This window comes from Legionella cincinnatiensis, assembly GCF_900452415.1.
Classification (GTDB): Bacteria; Pseudomonadota; Gammaproteobacteria; order Legionellales; family Legionellaceae; genus Legionella; species Legionella cincinnatiensis.
Genome location: NZ_UGNX01000001.1, coordinates 3,084,848 through 3,110,515 on the forward strand (window position 1 = coordinate 3,084,848; position 25,668 = coordinate 3,110,515).

The following is a 25,668-nucleotide window of genomic DNA, read 5'->3' on the forward strand; positions in this document are numbered from 1 at the left end:
GTTGCTTTTTTAAATTTAAATGAGCATCATAAGAGTTTACAGTTTCCGATTCTTCTTTTAATGTATTGTCTTAAAGGACTACAATCGATTTAGTTTATAGTGATTTGATTAATCTTATGGATGCAGGCAAATAGGTAGAAATAGATCATCTAAAAATCAAACCACCATAAAACTACTAAAAATTAATAAGGACCATTGATGCTTAAAATATTCTTTCTTTTTACTGCATTATTTTCTTCAATATGCTTTGCTGAGGAACGAGAAATCGCCATTACGATGGATGATTTACCTCTTGTGGCCTCTAGAATGAATACTCCAGGAAATAAACAACGCTCCACAGAGCGCTTTACTCAAATTGTACAAGCATTTCAAAAATATAAAGTTCCTGTCATAGGTTTTGTCATCGCAGGGGCAATAGAAAAAGGGCAGTGGTCGTTTCTAGAACAATTTCGTCAAGCAGGATTCATGTTAGGCAATCACACTTACTCTCATTATAACTTAAATCAGATGAGTGCTGAAAAATACATCGCCGATCTTGATCGTGCTGATAAAATTCTTGAACCAATCATGACTCATCCTAAATATTTTCGTTACCCCTACCTTGCAGAAGGTAATAATGGAAAAAAACAAAAAGTGCATGATTATCTTAAAGAACACAATTACACTATTGCTCCTGTAACTATTGATAGTAAAGATTTTGAATTTAATGAAATGCTTTATAAAGTTCCCTATCGTTCAAGAGTCAATTATATTCAGAAGCTCAAACCACGCTATCTCGCTTATATATGGAAACAAACATTAAATGCGGAAAAAAGATCAGGCAAAAATAGTAAACAAATATTATTAATTCACGCCAATCTTCTTAATAGTTATGTATTAGGTGATATTCTGGAAATGTACCAAAAAAATGGCTATAAATTTATCAGTATCACTGAAGCACTGAAAAATCCTGCTCCCCTTCTTAATTTGTCATCGCCCCAAAAAGGCATGAGTAAAACATTAGAAGAGGAACTGCTAGGTATCTCTTTGGATGCACCCAAACAAAATTATGTGACACCCAGTAAAATTGAATGATAGCGCAATTATAACCCAGTTTTGCGAAAATCTCTGGAGCTCTCTGCTCCAATGCAGAATATAGCTTTAGTTTTTCACAAGCTATAATGTTATATAGGTCATTGACTAAAACAGGAGGTTCTATGTTAATACTCGCTATTGTTTTATTTATTGCTGCTGCTGTCTGCGGTTTGATCCTGTTAACTGCAATATTACAGGATAAACCTGTGAATAAAGCCGCAAAAAGTCTGCATGGAATTTTTGCCGCAGCAGGAATCATCCTCGTTTTAGTGTACGTATTCGTCTTTATGCCGAGCTGGTCTTCCCTTCTGGTGACAAGTTCAATTCTGCTTGTTGTTGCGGCATTAGGGGGGTTAACTTTATTTATACTTGACGTGAAAAAGAAAGAGGTACCTAAATTAGCGGCAGTAATACATCCACTCATTGCCTTTGCAGGTTTGCTTGCATTGATTATCTATGTTTTACCCTAATCAACGTGATTCGACCTCAAAGCATTTCCATGTCTTGAGGTCGCTAAACGAACGTTATCCCATAAAATGCGTCGCATTTACATATAGGATCCAGTTTTAAAATCAGTTCGATATAAAAAATGATGTTTATTAGTATACGTTCAACATATGCGACATAAAAGACATTTCCATGCCCGTTTATGTCACTTAATAAATGCTGGCCATACTTGGCTTGTAATAGGTCACGTGGGGTTAGCAAAAACCAGAGATTTTTGTCCCGAGAAGTAGTCAGTCAAAATCTGGTAGCAGACATCAAAAGCACTTTTCGCTTGTAATCTGCAGGAAGTAATAAGAGACATGGTTCTGGCTACGAAGTCAGAACCATAATCCGATCGTGTACCAAAATAATTTTTCCGCCAAATCACCGCAGGCCTTAAGCATTGCTCGGCATGATTATTTGTTGGCGCTACATTTTCATTAAAAATAAAAGTCCATAAGGCATCAAAATGCGTCAATAGGTTTGAGCAAAACCGCACGATTCTTAATTTGGGGTCTGTATAAGTCCCTTGCTCCAGAAGTTCCCCTACCTTATGCCGGATGAACTTAGTTTTTCGTATGAGCTCCCAACGAGAGAAACCTCCTTGTTTGTATTGGTGCCACAGTTCAAATAAATCAGCTTGGCAACTTAATAACTCACTTCCTATACGAGCAATTGGTTTATCTTGTTTCTCAGAAAGTTTCGTGAAGTCGCGTTTTAAATGAGCCCAACAGATTTGACGCTTATCACTGGGAAAATAGTTATATCCGGCATAGCGATCGGAAACAAGAATGCCATCAAACGCCCCCATTAAGGAATCAATCACTTTCTTCCCTCGAGAAGGCTCAACAGAGAAAAAAGCAGCTGATTCGGACATCATTCCCCAAAGCCATTGATTGAGCCCGTCCCGGCGATGCCCTGTTTCATCCATATGCGCACAGGGGCTTTCTTTCACTTGATTGAATAAATCGGCTACAGGTTCTTTTAGCGCATCGCTAACGAGGCGTTGTTTTTTATAAATACACCCCATGCTTAGAGTAAATGAGAACTGCTCGCTTAAAAAAGATTGAAGTCCTCGACGAGACAACTTGTATTTTGAGAGCATGTGGGACATCAAGCTCGTTAATCGGGGACCTGTTATACCCCTCGTAATGCCGTTAGGTAAAGTGGCCAGTCGCTTCTTGCCGCAACAAACACACGTTCCTTTTTCTAACTGATATTCAGTGATGTTGAGCTTTATTAGGGGTAGTTCATAGACTTGGTGTCTTAACACCTCTTGGTTTTTTATGTTCTTTTCACCGCAAATACAGCGCTTTGGCAATTTACAGGATACAACCTCATCCACTTCTTCTACTGACAACAACTCTCGAAAATGCCCTTGATGTCCTTTAACTCCTCCACCCTTATTCGGGTTGGGCTTCTTTTTAGTCTTTTTCTTTTTAAAGTCCTGTGAGGGCGGTTTCGATGAGTTCGATGAATTATTATCCAAGCGCTCTTTAAGTGCTTTATTTTCTTGTTCTAACTGTTCAACCCGTAAAACTAATGCATCAGTGATCTCAACAAGTCGTTTTATCAACTCATGACAGTCCGCTATTGTCTCAGGTAAGTGTACGTTCATTAAAAAATATTTAAGTGCATGAATGATCGGTTATTTTATTTGTTTTAACACAAAAATCCATAAGATATTTCTCTATCTTGGGGGATCTTTTGACCCTCTGCGCTTTGAAATATATTGAAGATGAGCTCCCCTAATAAACTTCTTTGAAGTTTATTAGGGGTGACCTATTACCTTGGCTTAAAATAATGCGCGATAAAAAATTATCTTATATTAAATCCACAATTAATTTATTTTATTCCGGCTCAAACCGGTCTTTCAAACGCTGACGAACCAATTGAACCATATCTTGAGGCGCTTTATCCGGTGATCCTGTATTAAAGGGAGGTTCTGGATCATACTCCAAACCAAGCTGTAAGCATTGAGCAATAATCTCATTAGTCAGTTTTGAAGCCAAATAGAAAGCCATATCGATACCAGCAGAAACCCCTGCAGCAGTAATAATCTTACCATCGACGACAAATCGGTTTGAGGTAGGTAAAGCGCCCCAATGCTCCAAGCGGTTCATTACTGCCCAGTGTGTGGTTGCTTTAATACCTGACAATAAACCCGCTGCTCCTAAAATTAAACTTCCAGTACATACTGAAGTTGTCCACAATGTGTGTTCGTGAACTTTTCTAATCCACTCTAGAATTTCAGGATATTCACGTAATGCAGTCGCAGTGCCACCGCCAGGAATTAATAAAACATCTGTTTTTGAGATGTCGGCTAACGCATGCTCCGCCATTAAAGTAAGTCCTGAACCCGCATGTACTGGTCCAGAGTTTAAACTAGCCCTTTGCACTGTAACACCAGGAAGTCGACTTAGTACTTCATAAGGTCCAATAGCATCCAGAGCAGTCATCCCCTCATAAAATAAAAATGTAATTTGCATGAATACTTTTCTCCTGTGTTAGCATTTCTTAATCAATTGAACTTTTTTATGACATCAATTTCTTCAATTTAATAATCAATAAAATATCATCATTTATTATCAAATACGACAGCGTTACTCTCCTCGTCGGCCCTAACGATTCGTGATAAAACCACGTACTATTATAAAAAACTCACGTTAACTCACTGTTTTTTAAACATTATTAGCAAAAATTATATGACAAATGAAAATATTTTATTTGTCATATAAAATCATTTTGATTAAATTTAAATCACTTTTCTAAGTAACAATTTTCAACATTCTTTTACCATAATAAGGAGATATTATGCTTTTTAATTCTTTATCAGGGCTTTTAGATAACTGTACTGATAGTATGCCTAATCCTGATGTCCTATTTTTTTCTATTGGTGGCAAAAGAGGGTTAAACGAACAACGATTTCCTCCTTATCTAGACAATTATAAAGGAAAAGTTTTAAGCATTTTAGTAGATGCTGGTTATCAGAGTATACAAAGAATACGACAGTTATTGGAGTCAGTATGAAGCGATTTATAAAAAAAGTCGTCTCGACTTTAATTTAAATCAAGATTTTGATTATTATCCAAAACTTTGTATCGAATATGGATTCGTTTCCAAGCAGAAAAAATGGACCCTAGAGCCGGCTATTTCTTCTACAAACGTAACTTTATTTAATAGAACTACGGAGGGATTTGTCCCCTTACAATTTGACAAGGCACAAGAGTCGATTAATCTGAAAGCGTCCAGATAAGTAATTGCGTGAGCGATGCTAAGGTGTATTGACAATTTATAATATTCAACACCTATGTCCCACGACTTGCTCCTGAGGGATCCTCACAAATTAAACTACCTACGTACTGCATAAAGCGCGATACATAGATGTAGATATTTTGTTATATTTCAATTAAAAACAGTAAGTTAACATCAATTATGGATAAGAGATCGGGTTATTACTTCGAGCCGTTTGGGCTGAGGAGGCGCACCAGCGCCGTCTCGAAGCCTTGGGAGGTACTTTCGAATCCGATACCAAGCTTCGAGACGGCGCTGGTGCGCCTCCTCAGCTCGAACGGCTCGTGATAGAGACTCGTTATGGGTGTGACCTCCGATTGATGTACGATCCCCTTATAAATTTAGCCTATTTCTGCTAAACCAATAAATCCCATTTGATTAATTCTATTCCAAAAGTGGTCCCATCTACCTTTGGTTGATATTAATGCTCTTAAACGAAGAACCATCGTAATGCCTTTATTTTTCCATTTCATACCTGATTGGCAAAGTCTCTGTTTAATAAGTGTCTTACAAGCCGCTTCGGTGACACCTGAACCAATCGGCAAATTTTTTATTTGGTAGTAATGATAATCCATACGGTGTTTTTGGTTTTTAAAGTAAGTTGTAGCACTTTTTAGTTTTTCAATAAGCGCCTGTTTGTTTCTACTAGACAAGCAATCGTTCATTTCATCAAGTAGTAATGTTGCCGCATTTGGCTCATGTTTTAAGCGATGACAAGCTAAATCAAGCCAAAGATTTCGCGCCGATGTATCTATTGGATGCATGGCAAAAGATGCGTCAGCAAGGTATTGGGTTGCATGAAAAAAATCTAAAATCTGATACTGGGTATGACGTTCCAAGAAATCCCAGTTGACCCTTGCACCATCCGCTATACCGACATAAGTAGCTTCTGGATACTGCAATTTAATGTGATAAGCCTCTCGCTCAAGTCGCTCTAAAAAGGAGGCTTTGCCATACTCAGGTGCAGCCCCCAAATAAATCGTATGCAAGCGTTCTCCTGCTTTATTATAAAGTGCAATCGTACCGGTCATGGCTTCTCGCCATCCTTCTTGACACATGAATACACAAGTTCCATCAGGCTCACAGATACAGTAGTCACTACATCACTCAGTTTGGGCGTCTCATACATCCAGTCTTCTTCAGTCGTTTGAGCCATTGAGCCAACGATATCAACAACATGCTGAAGAAAAGAACGAACAACTGGGCGCCCATGATTACTTTTTAAATCATCCATAACTTCTTGGGCACTTAATCGCGCATATTTGCTGGATATTTGTTTAGCAAATCGTGGTGTTGAGCTGGTTATAATCGAGCATGCTCATCAAGAGGACAATACGTTTTTCCCCCTGTTGACGTTTGATAGACATAACGCTCTATATCAATTGCACCATAAGGTGTTTCATAACGTTTTTTGACCACTCCCTTGCTTGTCATTCGAACATTGTCAATACGAATGGGAGCTCCTGTTGTATCAAAACGTTTGAATGCCTCACTGGTTGCAAGGCAACCAACATCATTCACGGCTGATTGAATCGATTCCTCCCTGTCAAGCATGGAACCATTTAATTTGATTCGTACTTGTATAACGACCTCCTCATCCTTCACTGCAATCACTTCAGCCATAGCATTTACTATAAATCCGTTTTAAAATGGCAATCATATATCATCAGTATTCGTATTTAAACGACACTATAGCTACATATTGACATTTAATTGCAAGCAAAGAACAAGGTTTAATCAGATGCGCGCGTTGATCAAGGATAGCAATAAAGAATGAAACGCTGGGATTTGAATACCATGCTGAATATAGGGCATAAATTGTTTGCCAAAATTCATAAACAACGCAAGTTGGCACTACATTGACTTGCTGTTATGGTTTTTGAAGGTTTGTTGGGACAGGCGAGCGGCAGGGTATGCCGCCGAACTGTTACAGCAATATACCCAGCGCTTAACGAATATCAGTTCTTATACTGGTGTTCAGACAAGTAACATGGTTTGAGATCATTTTCTAGCGCAAGAAAATCTTTTGTTCTGACTTCATACAACGCCGTTACGGCATTTAAATCGCCCGCGCGCCAGCTCCCCCGCCCGCCCGATCCCGCATGCGCGCCCGCCTGGCCCTTACATATAGCAAAATCAATACCTAACTTAGACTCCCCGCAAAACCAAGATTCTTTCTCGCCATTATTCAACCAATTATAAAATTCTGTTGACGACTTGGGTTGTTCTTTAAAATCAGGTACCGGATAAAAGGGCGTGTCACTACAGTATTCATAAACAACATGAATAGGTAATAATTTTTGAGCACTGCCAACACCAGTTCGCCATTGATTATCATCATCCTTATCAACATATTCCTGAAGTTCCTTAATAATAGTGCCTTCAAAATCAAAATGCTTTTCTGGCGTTTGCGTGATGACACCATGAAGTTCATAGGTTACACCGACTTCTTTTATCCTTTGATATTGTGTCCTTAATTTAGCTTTGATGTGTTCACCTTCTTTTGTTTCAGGTAAACAATCAAGCATCTGCGTCCACATATGCTTGTCTAAAGCCCACATAGCGTATTCAAAACCACTAATATGGGTAAATTTGCGGCCTGATAAATCAGTCACTTGTCCCCTGATATGCATTAAAGCCGGATTCTTTTTCAGCATCTCTACTACAGCTTCATGATTTCCACGAACAACATGATGGAGAAATTTTCTAGCCTCCTGTAGCGGTGCTAAGTATTGATTTGTTCTGAACAAATTATGATTGCTTTTTGAGGTCATAGAAAGGTTTATGAACTCTTTGGTGGGTAAAAACTTAGTGATTTCACCTTTTATAACATTGAGCAACTGATTAAAATGTTCAAATTTATCGTGCATGGCTTTTCCTGTAAATTAATTTTTGTATTGTATTTGATCATTTAGTGTTTGTAAACACCATTAATGATTTGCTTCAGCACATCTTAATTGTAAATCTGTTCATTTAAACCACTTGATCATTCATAAAATTTTATGGAAGACAAAATAAGAATACTTTGGGTGATGCGTAAAATGACTATTTGGTGAATTGTGTCATTGTTTGCTTACATTAATCTGAGGTCACACCCCTCGTTATAATTATATATCTTTATCCATAACTGACGTTAAGTTATATTCAAACTTCGTATGGGACCCTCAGAAACGAGTCGCAGGATGTCGGAATCTGAATTGTCAACAAATCTTAGTCTGTTAACCATTGGGTTTTACTACATATCGTGCCTTATGCTTTGCGAGAATATAAATATTGGTTCAAAATAAAACATTGGGATCTACTAAAGAGTTCTTTACTAAAAGTACTTTGTGCCTGGATTTATCACCACGCTTTAAAACAACTTGGCTTAGTGGTACCTTAAGTATTTGCGCAACATATTTTAATAATTCTTTATTAGCACGACCTTCAATTGGCGGGGTGTTTAAGCGAATTTTAAGCTCTCCTTCATGTATTCCCACAATTTCTGTTTTTTTGGCCCCAGGCTGAACGTATAAATGCAAAATTAAATGTTCGGCTTCTCGTTTATACCACACAACTCAATGCCCCTTGACGTTTTTAATCCATTAAATAATGTATCATAAAGTTACAAATCATGGACAGAACAATTAATGACGAAAATTTTTAGGCAGGTAATCCATGACACAATAACTCAAACATTTTGTATTGATAATTTCAAGATTACGGAAATAAGTAATTTCCTTTAAATAAAAATCGAAACGTTCTTGCATCGCTTCAAAATATCCCTTGATAACCACCGAGTAGCGCATTTTGGCTGCATGATGTATTTCCAGGAATTTAGAATATAACACGATTATTTCTTGAGCAAACTCTGTATGCGCCATTTGAGCTCTATCAAAACAATTCACCTCTAGAAGTTTATATTTAAGTTTGTTGATGCGGACTATCATATTTAAAATATAATAAGGAATTCTTTCTGTTTTATTTTTATAATCTAAACCTAATAGATTAGGAATAGAATAAATCGTATCGCGCATGTCATTTAAATCAGCAATATAATTTCCCAGTACTTTATTTTTATTCATGTCTATAAATTTTGCCTGCAACTCCACTAAACACAAAACGATCCTTTTATAGGATTGCAAGTCTTTTTGAGCATGATCAGCAATAGCAAAATTATTGTTGGCTTTTAATTGCTCTATGTGTCCCATCACCATAAAGCACGCATTCTTGATGTCTTCAAAAGTTAGGAATTCAAGCTCATTAGTCTCGATTTTTTCACCAATTTGATCAATTACTTTTATCACATCATGAGATAACATTGCAGTCCAAAATTTGATATCTCTTAATGTTGATTATAGTTTAATATTTTGAACAATCTATGGCCCTAAAAATCTGAGAGCACTGGAGAAAAGTCAGGTTTGTTTTGTGGCGTTTTTAAAGGCCACGATATGTGGCCTTATCTTATGTCTTTATGCCAAATAGGTGAGATTAAATAAAACGCCATTGGTGTAAAAATGATTAAGAGATAGGCCTGAGTTTAAAGTTTGACCTTCAGCACGACCTAACCTGCTTTTACCCCAATCAGCAAATTCATAACCAACCCCTACCTGCCAATGGTCATTCAGCGCTTTTTGCAAGCCAGCACCAACTGTATATGTAAAGCTGGTCTCCGTGTGTGATGCAAAATTAGGGGTAGGCAACGCTTCAAAAATGATAGGGGTATTATTAAATCCATGAGCATCATTAAAACCTACTCCAATGCTACCACTCACCCAAGGCATAGCCACCAGCCCCAATTCTGCCAATAGTTTAGCCTTTGCAGCCACATGAGTATGTTGCAACTTATAACTATAGATAAAATTGTTAAACTCTGGATCAGCATCGTCCCAAATACTTCCATGCAATGAAGTATTATTAGTGAAACCTACAGCAACACCAAGTTGGCCTTGTAGTGTTTGAGAGAGTGTTTTTTGGATGCCTAAGAAAACCTCACCATCAAAAATAGCATCATTAGATTCTTCCATTGTATATGTCTTAACAATATCCGGGGCTAGCTCAATGGTCTGCGTCTCGGCACTCGCTCCCCATACAGGACCAGCACTAAACGTACCTACCCAAGTCCAATCGGGTCTCGTTGGTCCCATTGTTCCCGCCTGGACGCTACCCATTAAAAAGCTCATTGATAAAGACAACAAGCCCATCATTTTTTTCATGAAAAAACTCCTTTTTAATATCATTATCATCTCATCTTAACAGACTCTATTCATAAAAAAAACCTTAATAATTAGGAGCGGATTTAAAAATTTTGCGAGCATAGATAAACCTATTTTATGTTTTTTGTTTTCACTCGTCTCTGTAGCAATGAAAAAACTTCTAAATCATCAAATAACCTATGCTCAAAAAACATCTAATACAGCATTTAAAAGTTGCCGTGTATACGCTTCTTTAGGTTGTTGCAAAATAGTTTCACAAGTACCAAACTCGATTCCTACCCCATTTTTCATAACCAAGACTTCATCGGCAATATAAGAAACGACACCCATGTTATGGGTAATGAACAAATAGGAGATTCCTGTTTCTTGCTGTAATTCTTTTAATAAATTAAGGATTTGAGCCTGAACAGAAACATCTAAAGCGCTAGTGGGCTCATCGCAGATTAAGATGTCGGGCTCGGTAGCCAAAGCTCTAGCAATACAAATTCTTTGTCTTTGTCCACCTGAAAATTGATGGGGATACCGCTGTAAACTGGTGCTTGGCAAGTTAACATGATTTAATAATTCCTTTTGTTTTTTGTGAATAAATGAATGTGTCATGCCTTGCGCATGCATTCCTTCAGCAAGAATATCCCCAACTGTCATCCGTGGATTCATCGAAGAAAAAGGATCTTGAAAAATAATTTGAACTTTTTTTCTGTATTCTCTTAACGCTCGTCCCTTTAACTTCAATACATTCTGATCTTTGTAATGTATTTCTCCACCAAGAACAGGGAGTAAACGCAATAAAGCGCGGCTGGTTGTTGTTTTACCACACCCTGACTCCCCCACTAAAGCTAAAGTTTTTCCTTGTTGCAATCGAAATGAAAGGCCATCAACAGCTTTCACTAAAGCTTTATGGCGACTAAATATCCCTTTTTGCTGAACAAAAGCAATAGATAAATCAGTTACATACAAAATACTATTTATTTCCTTATTGGTAGGATTCCACCCTATTTTATTTTTCTCTAAAGAAGGTAGTTCACTCAGATCGGGATATAAATGACAACGGACAAGTTGCCCCTCCAAATCTTGTAATTGCGGCTCCTCCAGTTGACATCTTGGAAAAGCATAAATACAACGAGGGTGAAATCGGCAACCCGAAGGCATTTCATCCAAAGCAGGAACACATCCATAAATGACAGACAAGCGCTCTTGGCGTTTTGCAAAAGAAGGCACGGAATCTAACAACTGCTGAACATAAGGATGTTGCTTTTGTCGTGAAAAAAATGCGTCTACAGGTGATTGAGCTACTATTTGCCCTGCATACATCACACTAACATGAGTAGCCATTGCTTTTACTACACCTAAATCATGGGTTATCAGCAGCATGCTCATCTTGCGCGTATTTTGTATTTTTTTTAACAAGCCAAGTATTTGTGCTTGCACCGTTACGTCTAAAGCCGTTGTTGGTTCATCTGCAATTAAAATATCAGGCTTACATGCTAATGCCATTGCAATAACTACACGTTGCTTCTGTCCTCCAGATAATTGATGTGGATATTGGTGAATTTTGACTTGAGGCTGTGGCATTTCTACCTCATCAAGCAGAGCTAATAACAATTTTTCTAATTCTTGGGTGCTAAGTGAATGATATTTCACTAAAACTTCTGCCAACTGCGCTCCTATAGTCATTACCGGATTTAAGGCCGTCATTGGCTCTTGAAAAATCATTGCAATTTTGCGGCCTCTTAATTGCCTCATCATATGTTCCGATAAATCAAGAATATCTTGCCCATCTACATGAATTTGGCTATCAACACCATAAGCACCTGATTTAGGGAGCAAACGCATTAATGCTAATGAAGTCAAAGACTTACCGCAACCTGACTCCCCCAATAACACTAAGGTTTCACCTGGATGTAAATTAAAATTGAGTTGATCTAAGGCAGGGACTATCTTACGATGATCTTGAAATACTACCGATAATTGATGAACTTCAACACTTTTTTTTTGCATATGTTTTCTGATGCTGCCTCTTTTTCTACTTGCCAAAAAAAGCTTCTTTAATATAGATTTACAAAGGAATATTCAACTACTGTATCATAATGTATGGTAAAATAAACCTTAGCCATTCACCTCAATTTTAATTATATTTTCATTAAAATTGTGCTGAATTGTTACAATAGACTTAACTTATATTTGAGATATGCCCATGTCAGAAAACTACACTGCCCAAGCAATTGAAGTCTTAAGTGGACTTGAGCCCGTTCAACGACGTCCCGGCATGTATACCGATACGACTCGTCCAAATCATTTGGCTCAGGAAGTTATTGATAACAGTGTGGATGAGGTGTTAGCCGGTTTTGCCAGCCACATTCGCGTCACCCTTCATGAAGATGGCTCTATTGAAGTCGAAGATGATGGTCGCGGTATGCCTGTTGATTTACATCCACAATTAGGATTAAGTGGGGTCGAAGTAATTATGACTCGCCTTCATGCTGGAGGTAAGTTTTCCGATAAAAACTATAGCTTTTCTGGTGGATTGCATGGGGTCGGGGTCTCTGTTGTTAATGCGCTTTCCGAGCGCCTCGATGTCACCATCAAACGCAGTGGACTTATTTATCAAATGTCGTTTGCTAATGGCGATAAATTATGTGAACTAAATGAGACAGGCCTAACTAAAAAAAGAGATACAGGAACTACTATTCGTTTTTGGCCTAATTCTAAGTATTTTGATACGACCCGTATTTCAGTCAAACATTTAATGCATGTACTCAGAGCAAAAGCAGTACTTTGTACTGGCTTATCCATGACTTTTATCAATAAAGTAAACAACGAAGAAATGCATTGGTGCTATGAACAGGGACTTATTGATTATTTAAATCAATCGTTACCAGATGGGGATTACTTACCTGAAGAACCCTTTATTGGTGCGTTTAAAAGTGATGAGGCAACTGTTGACTGGGCCTTAGTTTGGTCAAATACCGCAAACACGGGCTTTAATGAAAGTTATGTGAATTTAATTCCAACTGTCCAGGGCGGTACTCATGTCAATGGTTTACGTTCGGGTTTGTTTGATGCTATGGCTGAGTTTTGTGAATTAAGAAATTTGCTTCCTCGTGGCGTAAAACTCACTGCTGATGATCTGTGGGAACCTTGCCAATATGTGTTATCTGTTAAAATGAAAGAGCCACAATTTGCGGGTCAAACTAAAGAACGTTTGAGTTCTCGTCAAATTTCAGCTTTTGTCAGTAATGTCGTTAAAGACGCCTTTGCACTGTGGTTAAATCAACATCGTAACCAAGGTGAGGCAATTGCTGCATTAACAATAGAGAGGGCACAAAAACGGTTAAAACAAGCAAAACAAGTAGCTCGAAAACGAGTAAGCCAAGGACCAGCTCTACCTGGTAAATTGGCTGATTGTTTGCAAACTGATCTTAGCCAAGCGGAGCTGTTTCTAGTCGAAGGAGACTCAGCCGGTGGTTCAGCGAAACAAGCACGTAATAAGGACTTCCAAGCGATTTTACCTTTGCGAGGGAAAATTCTTAATACTTGGGAAGTAGATTCCTCTCAAGTTTTAGCCTCCCAAGAAATTCATGATATTTCCGTAGCTATAGGAGTAGATCCTGGTTCTGCTGATCTCAGTGGGCTTCGTTATGGTAAATTATGTATCCTTGCCGATGCCGACTCAGATGGAGCCCATATCGCAACCTTAATTTGTGCTTTATTTTTACGTCATTTTAAACCCCTTGTGCAAGCAGGACATGTATTTGTTGCAATGCCTCCCCTTTATCGAATTGATGCAGGAAAAGAGGTTTATTACGCGCTAGATGATGAAGAAAAAAATCGTATTCTTAATCACCTAACACAAACAACTCGTGCTAAAGCTAATGTTCAACGTTTTAAAGGGTTAGGTGAGATGAATCCGATTCAATTACGTGAAACAACCATGGATCCGAACACGCGACGACTAGTCCAGCTCACGCTAGATGATGAAGGGGATGCAGAAGCAATTATGGACATGATGTTAAATAAAAAAAGAGCGGGTGATCGAAAAGTCTGGTTGGAGACCAAAGGTAATTTGGCGGAGGTTTAGTACTAGATCCGCAGAGCCATTGACTTTAGGTTTTTTGTCCTTTTTACGAAAGAAGAACTCCATGTCTCTAGGAACATTGTGACTTCATCAACATGGGTTTCCATTGGTGCAAGCGGAGAGCCTTATTTTATTTATCCTGCAATGAAATTCTTTTTGTTCACTTTTATGGTTTAACTTTTTGTATTATCTTATCCAATTAGGCTCTGTAGGCAATTGGTTTTTCGTTGTCTGCGTGTCATGCTTTATTAGGCACGAAATTCAGAGCAAAATGACTTGAAAACAAGTCCTAAGTTCCTTTCTAAAAAGTTTTTATCTAACTTATTTGAGATCAATCTATGACCATAAAATGGATACCGGATAACCAAATTGGTGAAGTGCAAAAAGATGGCACTTTTACTCGCGCAGCTTCCTATGGAGTAAGCATGATCAATGCTTATTTCTTTGATGAGTTATCAAAACTTGACGCTACCAGCCAAGAGAAAAATCTATTGGAAATTATCGAAGTTGAGTCCAAACTTATCCCTTCCTTGAAAGCCTTAGACATCATTGGTTTCTTTTCTCCGGAAGAGTGGTTGCAAAGCGATCATCAGGGACGAATAATGATTATTTTGCTTTATCTTAAGCAACAACCAGAGGCGGTTACTCCAAAAATTGTGACCCAATTAAAAGAAAAATATGCTACTTTGATACCAAGCTTACAGAAAATGGTTGATAAAATTTTAAATAGGTCTGCAACATGAAAAATCCGACTATTGCACTTGATCCAGACACGTTAATTCCTGACAACAAACAAGGAATGATTACTGAAAATGGAACATTTTATCGAAAAGGAACATCATTAGCGACATTTGATAATGCAAAAAAATATCAATCATTAATTGATAGCGGCGTGAATGATATTGCACATCCTGAAATTCAGACTACTATAAATGATCAACGATTTATTACTAATATGATGGCGGTAGGATTATATTTTTCTTTTTTTCCAGCAGCAGATTGGTTAGCTGATGAGCAACAAGAGGGTAGGATGATGCCTGCTTTGTTGATGTTACAGCAGTATCCTAATAAGCTATCTCATGAATTACAACAACGCTTACTCTACTTAAAAAATAAGCTTAATCCCATTACCCAAGCTTTAATTGAAGAAACATTGGATTATCATAAAAAATATAGGGCACAACTCGCAGAAACAAAAAAATATTTATCTCATTTATTGATACAATACATACACAGCTTGGAAAACCAAAATATTAGTGATATTGATGCACTCTGGCTAGATAAACCAGAAAGTTGTTTCATTAATCCTTACTGTGATAAGCCTATCAAAGGTAAGAGTCCTATTATAAATTTCATTAAAAGTCATGGTGCTCAATTCATGTATCAAATTTCCAATGTGGATATTGAGATAGATTTAATTAAAGGCATCGCGCATTCATATGTCCTAAAAACTCTAAAAACGAAATCAAAAGAAAATCATCTACCCAAAGGAAAATCAGCCCCGCCTAAAGCAATAGTAAATGTAGAATTTGTTCGTTTAGATGTTCCTTCCTGCCAACCCATTTTAAAAGGATTTAAAAATTGGCGATTAGGCAATTGGAAAATTTACAATTGGACCGAAGTTTTTCCTAATTCTGAATTTTAAGGATTTTATTCATGCTGAAAAATTCTTATAAAATACTTGGTATTATTTTACTCATATCGACTAGTTCTTCCTTTGCCGCTTTATATCTAGAGACACCCATTCAAAAAGATTTATTGACTGATAGTAAGATGCATCTTTATCTCTGCGGCACGGGCGATCCAGAAGTGACGATGCAAGATATTCGTAAACCGGCCTGTCTTGCGATGATTGCCGATAAACAATTTATTTTGTTTGATGCAGGCGAAGGGGCATCACAAACTTTAGCGGCTATGGGTTTACCTTACACTGCAATTCATAATGTGTTTATCACTCATTGGCATTCAGATCATTTCAGTGGCTTAGGGCAAGTGATTAATGCGTCTTGGAATAATGGCCGTAATCAACCTATCAATGTTTATGGGCCCTATGGAGTGAAGCAAGTTGTAAAAGGATTAGCAAAAGCCTATCAACTCGATGTAATTTTCCGTGCATCTAATAGTCAAGGAAGATTAGATCCACAGTTGGGGTTTGGGATCCCCAAATTAGTGGACGCAGTTAAGCATGATCAAACCGTTTATGATGCTCCAAACATTAAAATTACTGCGTTTCCTGTTTCTCATGAGCCTGTCTATCCGGCACTAGGATATGTGATACACTATAAAGGATGCAAAATAGTCATCAGCGGTGATACTAAAGTTAATTCTACACTCGCAGCTCATGCTAAAAACGCTGATCTTTTAATTAATGAAGTGCTTAGTAATCCGTTAAATCAAGAAACGTATCAACAATCAGTGGCAAAAGGCAATAAATTAGATGCTGAATTTTCGTTGGAAACTAAAAATTACCATTCTGATTCATTAGAACTTGCGAAAATGGCGCAACAAGCCAGAGTAAAACATTTGGTCTTGACTCATTTTGTACCAGCTATTCCAACGACATTGGATGCACAACAAGCTTTTGTCAAAGGAATGAATAAGTATTACACAGGACAAATGGCAATTAGCACAGATAAAGATGAAATCATCATTGAATCAACAGGAGTTGGCAATTGTCAAATTCAATATAAATCGGCGCAACAACCCGTGATTCCGGTGTATAAAATTAATTAACTTTTTAATGTAAACATCGGGGGTTATAATCAAATAAGAGATACAATAAAAACTGGTGATTTTTTATTTGCTTTAGGAAATTCGTTAATGTCTTCGATGATTAAAGTGACCATGGTTTTTACTACTCATGCCTGGAGGACTCCCCGATTTTCTTGTAATCTTGTTCACCAAAAATAGCAGAAGCAAATTCATAATATTTAAACTCCAGCAAATTATTGCTAGGGTCTTTCAAGAAAAAAGAGTGATGCTCTATTCGAGTGTCTTTGAACCGTATTTTAGGTGGAATTTCAAAAGAAATGTGCTGCATTTTAATTTTTGTTGTAAAAGCATCAAAATCATCACGCTCAAGAAAAATTAAGCCAAAATGCCTTGGATAAATTCCTTCTTGAGAAGAAGGAATTAGATCAACTTTATGAGCCACAATTTGATGACTACCAAATTTTAAAATCAATGCATTCTCCGATTCTCTCCCTAAAGAAAACCCCAATTTATGATGATAAAATTCTTTAGCTAATGCTAAATCATGCACTGGAAATGCCAGATGAAATAATGTTTTCATGAGTTTGGTTTCTTAGTTACTTTTTTAACTTTAGCATTTTTTTCCATTTCCTTGGGTAGACGATTCCTCTTAATGTACATATTTCCTGGATTTCCTGAGTCACTTTGTCTATGTTTAGGATTAACGGAACTATGAGATGAATGGTTCTTTTGTGTCATTTCATGCTCCCTATAGTGGATATTCTATAAGGATAGCAAAAGAAGAGCAAATTCGTGTAAAAATTTATGTTTTAAATTAACAAATAAGTGTGTAAGAATACTTATTAAATTATTATTTTAACTTTATATAAAATGCATTTAAATATTTTGGACTATATAATTCACATTGATGTTTATCTAAACACTATTGTTTCAAATTATGGATTTTGGACATATCTAGCTTTATTCGCTGTTATTTTCTGCGAAACAGGTTTAGTAGTAACCCCTTTTTTACCCGGTGACTCCTTACTTTTTGCGGCTGGAAGTATTGCTGCACAACCTGGAAATCCATTAAATGCTTTTATTTTGTTTTTATTACTTTTCTGTGCCTCAGTATTCGGGAACCAGATCAATTTTTTAGTGGGGCGTTTGCTAGGACCTCGCATTTTTTCAGCTGAAAAATCTTGGCTACTCAATAAAAAACATCTACAAGAAACACATGCATTTTATGAAAAACATGGTGGAAAAACGATTATTTTCGCGCGTTTTCTGCCTATTATACGTACCTTTGCGCCTTTTGTAGCAGGCGTTGGAACAATGAGTATAGTTCGTTTTACGCTATATAATTTAATAAGCGCATTTATATGGATTGCTAGTCTCTTAAGTCTTGGTTATTTTTTGGGATCGATTCCATTAATTAAAGAAAACTTTGCGCTGGTTATTTATGGAATTATTTTTATTTCGATATTGCCCCCTATTGTTACATTACTGAGTCGCAAACAAATGTAACAAGGGGAAAATAAAACTATTCTGCGAGCAATAATCGCGATATCATACCTTTTTGAATCCAGCCTTTTAAATAGGAAGCAGCTCGCATTCCTACATCCTCAGGGTTTATCCACTGGCATAAACCTTCACATAAAGCACCAAAAGAGATACCTTGTAATAAATTATCTAAAGCCCAAGCCTCTTCACAAGACAAACTATAAAACTGAATCAGGTATCCAGGTTTACGCCACAAAATCCATGCAGTAGATTCCGAACTTTGTTGTAGCTCAGGCAATTTTTGATCATGCGTCAACGCTTGCCAAAGGGGAATTGTATTACAAACATAATTGATTCGTTGCAAAGAAGGATGAAGAATAAATTGTAATCCTGCCCATGCTGCTGGAGAAACTGAAGCCATATCATCAACCTGCACCACAAGGGCATCCGCAGCATCAAAAGCTAAACCCATTTTCCATTCAAAATCAGCGAGTTCTGCTAAATGGAGGTATTGAGGATATTGGTGTTTCATGAAATCAGGAAGCAAATCTCCATACCAACGAATAGAACGATAAGATGAAGGATGTGCATTAATATAAAGAGTAGCAAATTCATTGAATTGCTCTGTACCTAAATAAGTAGATAACGCCGGAAAATTAGATGACAAACATTCGATCAATCGAAGTTTATAAGCATCACGATAAATACCTAAGCGAGTATCTGCTGAAACTAATTCAGTTTGAATAATTGAATCAAAAATTTCTGATTGCCCTGATAATAAAAACTCTTGAAACCGCTCTTGTAAATGCAGAAGCTCTGTCATAGAAATACCTCTTCAATTGTTACAGATTCAGCAATTTCCTGGGCATGCTTTATTTCCGCAAGCAAATCAACTAGGGGTGGCATATTGTCATCTCGTTCTATCATGGTTGAGACAGGGCCCAATCGTTGTAACGTTGCGGCATAAAGATCCCACACAGGCTGGATTACAGGTGCATCATGTGTATCGATGATGTAATGACCATGATTGGAATGGCCAGCCAAATGAATTTGAGCCACGCGCTCAGCAGGCATAGCAAAGATATAATCCATAGGATTAAACTGATGATTTATAGAACTCACATACACATTATTGACATCGAGCAAAATATAACAATCTGCTTTCTTAACAATTTCTAGAATAAATTCCCATTCTGTCATTTCAGATTGCTTATAAGTAAGGTAACTGGACACATTTTCAATTAAAATAGGACGCCCTAAAAACTCCTGAATCTGATGAATGCGAGAAACAATATGATCTACTGCTTGATATGTATAAGGAATAGGCAATAAATCATGAGCATTAACACCATTAACACCAGTCCAACATAAATGGTCAGAAATCCAAACTGGTTCCACTCGAGAAGCTAAATTTTTTAATTGCTGTAGATAATCGCGATCCACAGGATCTGAGCTACCTAATGAAAGAGAAACACCATGCATCACTATAGGATAATGGGTGCGAATTTGGTCAAGATAATAAAGTGGTTTTCCACCAGGAACCAGATAATTTTCAGTTAATACCTCAAACCAATCTATATTGGGTTTTTGTGTCAAAATTTCTTCATAATAATTAGGTCGTAATCCCAGACCAAAACCAAGAAAAGGCATGCGTGGAACAATTTTATTTTGTGGGGTATTCATGATTAATACCTGATAAAAACCCAGGCATGCAATGTACATGCCTGGATCATGCTAGAAGTTATCTGTAATTATTGAACAACCGTACCGCCGGCTTTTTGACAGTCATCTTTACTCATTTCAGATATGCCTTTTCCTTTACAAGAATTTTGGCCTTTACATGCATTATCAGCAGTCTTGCAAGAACTTTGTCCTTTGCATGCATTACCACCTTGGCATTTAACCATGCCAGAGCTAGAAGATGCGTCATCAGCAAAAGCAGGAGCTAAAGCAAACATAGAGGCAGCACCAATAGCAAGAGCAACGCCTGTTAATTTTATCTTGTTCATTATAATTAATTCCTTTTAGAGTTAGTTTATAAGCATAAAGGCAAAATATGATTTACCCGTTAGCATTTTAGGAAGTAATATTTAATTTTGTCAAGTTTGCCCCATTGAAAAATAAAGAATAAACATTAATTGATATGATTGTTTTTAAATCATTAATAGTGTTGCTAACATAACCTATAGACTCCATAAAACATTTATAAAGTTTTTGATTTATTTGGAAACGAGCTCTTTATGAATCAGTGAATTTATCATCACTCTTCCCATAAAATATGTCACTTAACTCAACGAATTAGGCTTGTATCTAAGTTTTCTTCTACATAACTCATAATTGGAGTAGACAGTATTTAAACCATTGTTAAATAACACTCAGCTCCTGTTTCAGCTAATCGAGCATAAAAGTCCCCGAGCAAAGTGAGGGTCTCCCGGATGTAGTATTGTGATAAACCAAGGAGATCCCTCGCTTTGCTCAGGATGACGTCTTAGCTTAATGGAAGTTTCGCACAAGCAAACATAGATTTACTGCGAACCGTTCGGGCTGAGGAAGCGCGTAGCGTCTCGAAGCCTGTGTACGAATTTTCAAGCTCTATGCTAAGACTTCGATATAGAGACTGGATCTAAAAGATTCTTTATCCGAAACTTACATTAAGTTAACCATTAAAAGTACACCCACTTCAAAAACAAAGACTATAATAAGATAATAATTGAGATAAGTAATAACTATAAAAATGAATCTTTCCCTATTCACAGAAAAAGAAATTTATGATTTCATAAAAATGTACGAGCCTTTTTGTGCTCTAAGTGACGCTTGCCTTAGAAAGCTCTCCCATATACTAGAAATTGAATCCCATGCTGGCGATGCTCTACTTATTAAAAAAGGAGATCAAACAAATGATCTCTACATTCTAATCAAAGGTAGACTTTTTTACCAAGTCACAGATGTAGAAGATAATGTGACTTATCAAGGGGAAATGAATGAAGGTTCAATTATAGGTGAAATGTCCCTTTTATCTGATTTGCCTCGCTCTGCTAATGTATATACATTGCGAGATAGTATTATCTTAAAATTATCAAAAAATAATTTCTTGAAATTAAGTAAAACATATCCTGAATTACTGAATAAAATCACTCAATTTACGATCAAACGGCTAACTAATTCCCTGCAAGGAGTTCCCCCTTCCGCTTCTCGCAATAAATCAATTGCCATAATTCCCATTAAACCAATACCTGATTTTGAATTTCAATTACAAGAAATCATTTTTCGCCACTCCTATGGAGAGAAAATTCTTTTATTAACCAGTCACTGCGTGGAAATACAAAAAAATTTCTTAGATGCAAATGGCAACATGAGCAATGAGGGAATTTTATGGATTAACCAACAAGAAAAGGAATTCTCTTTTATATTTTATCTGGCAGATGAAACGCTAACAAGTTGGACTAAATTTTGTATTCGCCAAGCTGATTCACTTGCCTTTTTAGCGATTGCAGAAGAGCATGATCCTGATTTATCTGAAGTCGAGAATTATATTATAGAGAGCCAGCACCATTTTGCAAAACGAAATATATTAATACTTTTACATAATACCGCAACTCGCCCAAGCAACACTCAAAATTGGCTTCAGAAACGGTCAGTAAACGCGCATTATCATATTCGCAAAAATACCACAGCAGGTATTTCACGTATGATGCGTATTTTCACGGACAATACAATTTCATTGGTTTTAAGCGGTGGGGGAGCACGAGGGCTAGCTCATATTGGTGTCTATCGCCTATTAGAGGAGCGAGGAATTCCTGTAGATTATATTGCTGGAACAAGTATGGGAGCGATGCTCGCCGCTACTTTTGCTATGGGATATACTTCTAATGAAATATTCGATTTAGTTGAGGAATATTTAATTAAAGGAGCAAAAATCGATTTTACCTTTCCTTATATTGCCATTGCTGCAGGCAAGAGAGCTGCTGATAATCTTATGCGACTTTACGGTGAAAAAAATCAAATTGAAGATTTATGGCTTAACTATTTTTGCGTATCTACCGATTTAATTAGTCAAAATTCATATGTACATGATAGAGGATTATTATGGGAATCGATTCGATCAAGTATTTCATTACCTTTTATTTACCCCCCTGTAGCTTTTAATGACAAACTCCTTATCGATGGTGGGGTACTCAATAATATACCTATCGACGTGATGAGACGCTATTCAAATAGCAGTAAAATTATTGCATCCAACATTAGTAGTAAACACTCATTCCAACCAACACGATTGCCCTATTCGCTCTCTGGTTGGAAATTGCTTTATAATAAGTTTCTAGGGAAAAAAACGTTACCTATAAGCTTAGGTGAATTAGTATTACAACTATTAACCATTAGTTCCCAACAAAATACTGAACGAGTAATGTCCATGGCAGATTATGGCATTTCTTTAAAAGTAGAACAGTTTGGAATATTGGACTTTAAAAAATATAAAGAAATTACCGATGCCGGCTACCAGCAAGCGAAAGCTCAGTTTACCGTCCAAAACATAGCAGAGTTATTAAAAAAATAATTCCTATTTTTTCATTTTTTTCGCCATGATCTGATCAAAAAGAGCTCTTTTTTCGGGTGACAAAGAAACACGCCGTAAAGCCATCATTTCTTCTACGGAACCTTGTACACAATCAGGTGTTAAACGATCAAGAATTAAAAAGCCATTTAAATGATCTACTTCATGCTGCAAAACCCGGGCATAAAATCCTTCTTCTGTTTGCTGATGAAATTGACCCAATTCATCATAATAACTCACATTAATTTGTTCATAACGTGGTACTTTTCCAGACTTACTGGAAACAGAATAACAACCTTCAAAGTCATGTTGTATTGCAGAGCCCTCAACAGGGATATAACTTGGATTTATCATGATATGCATGGGATAAAAACTTTTAACATTATCGCGTAATAGAGTCGCTTCTTCTGGAATGTAAATAGCAATGATCCGTCTCGGAAAATTAACTTGGGGCGCAGCAAGACCGACCCCACCAAGTTTTTGTAATTTGCTTTTCATTGCCGCAATTAAGTCTTTATCCGCCTGACTCAACGGAAACTGCACCTCTTGAGCCTGATGCTTGAGAACCTGATGATATTCAGGTTGCTCTATAGTTATTATATCCACATCCATAGCCATCCCCATACTTCCTATGATGAAAAAAATTAATCCAACAATAACTTTCATGTTAACTCATTCGTTTTCAGTGAATTATGGTTTACCCCCATTGTGCAGCAGGAGTTACCAAATTTTGGCCAACAGTTGCCTATAACCTTTAACCACTCGTTCTGCAGTAAAAAAATGCTGCCTCTCATAAGTAGTCATGAGGCCAATAACTTGCATTCCGGCGGCTTTTGCTGCATTAACTCCATAAGGCGTATCTTCTATTACCAAACAACGAGACGGCAAAACATCTAATCGCTTAGCTGTTAATAAGTACCCCTCCGGAGAAGGTTTCCCGATTTGAACATCTTCAGCGGTGACAATAGTATCAAAATAAGCGCGTAATTTTCCTTGTCTCACCTTAGAAAGAACAGCCATTATTTCACTATGACTTGAACCACTACAAATAGCAATTTTTTTCACTTTAGATGCTATTTTAAAAATAAACTGCTCAAAATCAGCAACTAAAGGTAGCGAATCACTCGAGTTGATAATATTGATGTATGCTGTACTTTTTTGGTGAATGAAACAATGAATTTCTGTATTTGAAAAACTAAATCCTTTATTTTTTAGTAAGCTAGGAAACATATCTTTGTCCGCTAAACCTAGATATTTATCCATGTACTCTTGATAACTTATTGTTATTCCCAAAGGTTTAAGTACTTCACAGCACGCTTCATAATGAATAGGTTCACTATCAAGAATGACTCCATCAAAATCAAAAATAATTGCATCAAACATATATTTAATATCCATTTAGGGCTATTTAAACCACTCATCCATGAAATGTTATCATCTATCTAATCAGTGGGTAAATCTAATCTTCTTCAAGAAAGATCTATATATATAGTGCCCTAATCATATTATCGAAATTTAATTGTAGTTTTATCTATTAAAGATCTTTCCTAATTCATTGGTTTCAAGATCATGTTCTTCCAAAAGAGCCAGAGACTCTTCGCTAGTCAGTTTTCTATTATTTTCTAATTCCATTTGTTGTATATTTTCAGGAACGGACCTACCTAGTTGGGCCATTACCTGCGGTACATCAGGTATTTCAGAATCATGATTTTCTTGTGTTGCTTGCTCCATATCAGGCATACTCAAAATCGCAGTATATTTCCCTTCAATTTTTCCTGTTTCTTGATTAATAAGCATTACATATGGAGGATGATATAGCGAAGACACTTCACCATTGATTTTTATTTTATAAACGCTGCGTGTTTCACCATAATCAAAATCGGAGTCAATCCCTAAAACATTTTGGAAAAATGTTTTGAAGTTCTTTCCATGCCCAAATAACCAACAATCTTGTTGCTCCACGCGTTCAATAAACGCTTTAGTATCTTTTATTTTGTCACCGGAATAATCCAAGTTTTGGCAAACGTCCGGTTTACCATCCACTCTAGATTCGAGAATTACGGGTTTACTATGAATTTGTATTTTCTCTGCTGCCTCCATTCTTTTTTTATAAAGTTGTTTGAAATCTTCATCACTGTATATCCACATCGATATTTTTAAAAGAATTTTTTGGATAGGTGATTTCCAAAATGAAAGCCGATCATACAATTTCTGCATATCTTCTTTGGATCGAACATCATATCCAGAAGGAGAAACAGTATTTTCTACTAAAAAAGGAAGAATAGAAATTTGTGCATTATTGATTTCCGCAGGAATCACCAATCCAGCTGTTTGCATCGCCCTATTCATCGGTGAGATCGCAATTTGAGGGTGTTGAGTTGTAGGATAAAATAATAAACTGCCACTAAATTGATTGGTTGTCTCCATGTTTTTTGCGGCTTTTTCTGAAATAGCAGCATTTGGACTTAGCCCTAAGCGTTTTTGCCCCCAGCTACTGCATTCTCCATGGCGACTAAATAAAATATGAGCGGTAATTTCAATTCCTTTTGCTTGCAGATAGAGTCTATCTGTTTCTTTGATTTGCTTTAATATTTTTCTACGTTGATCATCCTGGCTCTTATTTAACTGTTCTATCAGTTTATTAATTTCCTTTAAATAACTGTCCTGAATTGTTCTAAAAATTTCATTGCGTTGCTTAGGTTCTTTGATTACATCTAACTTTAATTTTTCAGCTTCTAGTAATTCTTTAAAAGACATGTACCATCTCATAAAACAAAATGTATATTTATTTTACAGCA

Annotated in this window: 24 protein-coding genes and 1 pseudogene; 9 read left to right on the forward strand and 16 right to left on the reverse strand. The window is 36.8% G+C overall.

Features of this window, described 5'->3' with window-relative positions:
- Nucleotides 1-198: 198 nt before the first annotated feature.
- Both DYH34_RS13750 and DYH34_RS13755 read left to right on the forward strand, forming a co-directional pair.
- Nucleotides 199-1,074, forward strand: a complete 876-nt coding sequence (locus tag DYH34_RS13750) for a polysaccharide deacetylase family protein (RefSeq protein ID WP_058464496.1) — start codon at nucleotides 199-201, stop codon at nucleotides 1,072-1,074.
- Between the two features lie 122 nt (nucleotides 1,075-1,196).
- Nucleotides 1,197-1,544 (forward strand): hypothetical protein, encoded by a 348-nt coding sequence (locus tag DYH34_RS13755; RefSeq protein ID WP_058464495.1) that lies wholly within the window; start codon nucleotides 1,197-1,199, stop codon nucleotides 1,542-1,544.
- Nucleotides 1,545-1,765: 221 nt separating this feature from the next.
- Here DYH34_RS13755 and tnpC read toward each other — a convergent pair whose 3' ends face one another.
- Together tnpC and DYH34_RS13765 are read right to left on the reverse strand one after the other, a co-directional pair.
- Complete coding sequence (gene tnpC / locus DYH34_RS13760; protein WP_058463826.1) at nucleotides 1,766-3,178, reverse strand: IS66 family transposase; 1,413 nt, start codon at nucleotides 3,176-3,178, stop codon at nucleotides 1,766-1,768.
- A 232-nt stretch (nucleotides 3,179-3,410) separates the two neighbouring features.
- Entirely contained in the window at nucleotides 3,411-4,049 is a 639-nt protein-coding gene (locus DYH34_RS13765; RefSeq protein ID WP_058463825.1) for a DJ-1/PfpI family protein, read from the reverse strand.
- A 325-nt stretch (nucleotides 4,050-4,374) separates the two neighbouring features.
- Between DYH34_RS13765 and DYH34_RS13770 the strand changes: the two genes are divergently transcribed.
- The gene (locus DYH34_RS13770) at nucleotides 4,375-4,590 is read left to right on the forward strand and encodes a hypothetical protein (RefSeq protein WP_058463824.1); all 216 of its coding nucleotides are present in this window, start codon (nucleotides 4,375-4,377) and stop codon (nucleotides 4,588-4,590) included.
- A gap of 605 nt (nucleotides 4,591-5,195) precedes the next feature.
- Here the strand turns inward: DYH34_RS13770 and DYH34_RS13775 are convergent.
- The 6 genes and pseudogenes from DYH34_RS13775 to DYH34_RS13800 all read right to left on the reverse strand — a co-directional run bounded on the left by DYH34_RS13775 (nucleotide 5,196) and on the right by DYH34_RS13800 (nucleotide 12,047).
- Nucleotides 5,196-6,477: pseudogene (locus tag DYH34_RS13775) on the reverse strand (ISKra4 family transposase).
- Nucleotides 6,478-6,812: 335 nt separating this feature from the next.
- On the reverse strand, nucleotides 6,813-7,724 hold the full coding sequence (locus DYH34_RS13780) for an F-box protein (protein ID WP_115342621.1): 912 nt from the start codon (nucleotides 7,722-7,724) through the stop codon (nucleotides 6,813-6,815).
- 408 nt (nucleotides 7,725-8,132) lie between these two features.
- A complete protein-coding gene (locus DYH34_RS13785) occupies nucleotides 8,133-8,408 on the reverse strand; it encodes a DUF167 domain-containing protein (protein WP_058466038.1) in 276 nt (91 codons plus the stop codon).
- Nucleotides 8,409-8,480: 72 nt separating this feature from the next.
- Nucleotides 8,481-9,155, reverse strand: coding sequence for a hypothetical protein (locus tag DYH34_RS13790; protein WP_058466037.1), 675 nt, complete (start codon nucleotides 9,153-9,155; stop codon nucleotides 8,481-8,483).
- Between the two features lie 150 nt (nucleotides 9,156-9,305).
- The gene (locus tag DYH34_RS13795) at nucleotides 9,306-10,049 is read right to left on the reverse strand and encodes an outer membrane protein (RefSeq protein WP_058466036.1); all 744 of its coding nucleotides are present in this window, start codon (nucleotides 10,047-10,049) and stop codon (nucleotides 9,306-9,308) included.
- Between the two features lie 183 nt (nucleotides 10,050-10,232).
- A complete protein-coding gene (locus DYH34_RS13800; protein WP_058466035.1) occupies nucleotides 10,233-12,047 on the reverse strand; it encodes an ABC transporter ATP-binding protein in 1,815 nt (604 codons plus the stop codon).
- A gap of 196 nt (nucleotides 12,048-12,243) precedes the next feature.
- Between DYH34_RS13800 and parE the strand changes: the two genes are divergently transcribed.
- The 4 genes from parE to DYH34_RS13820 all read left to right on the forward strand — a co-directional run bounded on the left by parE (nucleotide 12,244) and on the right by DYH34_RS13820 (nucleotide 16,857).
- Nucleotides 12,244-14,127 (forward strand): DNA topoisomerase IV subunit B, encoded by a 1,884-nt coding sequence (gene parE, locus DYH34_RS13805; protein ID WP_058466034.1) that lies wholly within the window; start codon nucleotides 12,244-12,246, stop codon nucleotides 14,125-14,127.
- 335 nt (nucleotides 14,128-14,462) lie between these two features.
- Nucleotides 14,463-14,867 (forward strand): hypothetical protein, encoded by a 405-nt coding sequence (locus tag DYH34_RS13810; RefSeq protein ID WP_058466033.1) that lies wholly within the window; start codon nucleotides 14,463-14,465, stop codon nucleotides 14,865-14,867.
- Nucleotides 14,864-15,769: a hypothetical protein gene (locus DYH34_RS13815; RefSeq protein ID WP_058466032.1), complete on the forward strand. Its 906-nt coding sequence runs from the start codon at nucleotides 14,864-14,866 to the stop codon at nucleotides 15,767-15,769. The genes DYH34_RS13810 and DYH34_RS13815 overlap by 4 nt, the downstream gene beginning before the upstream one ends.
- Before the next feature lie 11 nt (nucleotides 15,770-15,780).
- Nucleotides 15,781-16,857, forward strand: a complete 1,077-nt coding sequence (locus DYH34_RS13820; RefSeq protein WP_058466031.1) for an MBL fold metallo-hydrolase — start codon at nucleotides 15,781-15,783, stop codon at nucleotides 16,855-16,857.
- A gap of 121 nt (nucleotides 16,858-16,978) precedes the next feature.
- On the opposite strand, the gene DYH34_RS13825 is transcribed toward DYH34_RS13820, so the two are convergent.
- Nucleotides 16,979-17,416, reverse strand: a complete 438-nt coding sequence (locus DYH34_RS13825; protein WP_058466030.1) for a VOC family protein — start codon at nucleotides 17,414-17,416, stop codon at nucleotides 16,979-16,981.
- The gene (locus tag DYH34_RS18105; RefSeq protein ID WP_157061467.1) at nucleotides 17,413-17,574 is read right to left on the reverse strand and encodes a hypothetical protein; all 162 of its coding nucleotides are present in this window, start codon (nucleotides 17,572-17,574) and stop codon (nucleotides 17,413-17,415) included. Before DYH34_RS18105 ends, DYH34_RS13825 begins: the two co-directional genes overlap by 4 nt.
- Before the next feature lie 132 nt (nucleotides 17,575-17,706).
- Between DYH34_RS18105 and DYH34_RS13830 the strand changes: the two genes are divergently transcribed.
- Entirely contained in the window at nucleotides 17,707-18,342 is a 636-nt protein-coding gene (locus tag DYH34_RS13830) for a DedA family protein (protein WP_058466029.1), read from the forward strand.
- Between the two features lie 16 nt (nucleotides 18,343-18,358).
- On the opposite strand, the gene DYH34_RS13835 is transcribed toward DYH34_RS13830, so the two are convergent.
- From DYH34_RS13835 to bufA2, 3 genes are all read right to left on the reverse strand, one after another.
- Nucleotides 18,359-19,141: an HvfC/BufC N-terminal domain-containing protein gene (locus DYH34_RS13835; RefSeq protein ID WP_058466028.1), complete on the reverse strand. Its 783-nt coding sequence runs from the start codon at nucleotides 19,139-19,141 to the stop codon at nucleotides 18,359-18,361.
- Complete coding sequence (gene bufB / locus DYH34_RS13840) at nucleotides 19,138-20,001, reverse strand: MNIO family bufferin maturase (RefSeq protein ID WP_058466027.1); 864 nt, start codon at nucleotides 19,999-20,001, stop codon at nucleotides 19,138-19,140. The genes DYH34_RS13835 and bufB overlap by 4 nt, the downstream gene beginning before the upstream one ends.
- A gap of 68 nt (nucleotides 20,002-20,069) precedes the next feature.
- Nucleotides 20,070-20,327, reverse strand: coding sequence for a BufA2 family periplasmic bufferin-type metallophore (bufA2, locus tag DYH34_RS13845; protein WP_058466026.1), 258 nt, complete (start codon nucleotides 20,325-20,327; stop codon nucleotides 20,070-20,072).
- A 725-nt stretch (nucleotides 20,328-21,052) separates the two neighbouring features.
- Here bufA2 and DYH34_RS13850 point away from each other — a divergent pair.
- Entirely contained in the window at nucleotides 21,053-22,873 is a 1,821-nt protein-coding gene (locus DYH34_RS13850; protein WP_058466025.1) for a cyclic nucleotide-binding and patatin-like phospholipase domain-containing protein, read from the forward strand.
- Between the two features lie 3 nt (nucleotides 22,874-22,876).
- Here the strand turns inward: DYH34_RS13850 and def are convergent, their stop codons facing one another.
- The 3 genes from def to DYH34_RS13865 form a co-directional block, all read right to left on the reverse strand.
- Nucleotides 22,877-23,482 carry a peptide deformylase gene (gene def, locus DYH34_RS13855; protein WP_058466288.1) on the reverse strand — a complete coding sequence of 202 codons (606 nt, stop codon included), beginning with the start codon at nucleotides 23,480-23,482 and terminating at the stop codon, nucleotides 22,877-22,879.
- A gap of 108 nt (nucleotides 23,483-23,590) precedes the next feature.
- Complete coding sequence (locus tag DYH34_RS13860) at nucleotides 23,591-24,253, reverse strand: HAD family hydrolase (protein ID WP_058466024.1); 663 nt, start codon at nucleotides 24,251-24,253, stop codon at nucleotides 23,591-23,593.
- Nucleotides 24,254-24,397: 144 nt separating this feature from the next.
- Nucleotides 24,398-25,627, reverse strand: coding sequence for a phosphoglycerate mutase family protein (locus tag DYH34_RS13865; RefSeq protein ID WP_058466023.1), 1,230 nt, complete (start codon nucleotides 25,625-25,627; stop codon nucleotides 24,398-24,400).
- Nucleotides 25,628-25,668: the final 41 nt, after the last annotated feature.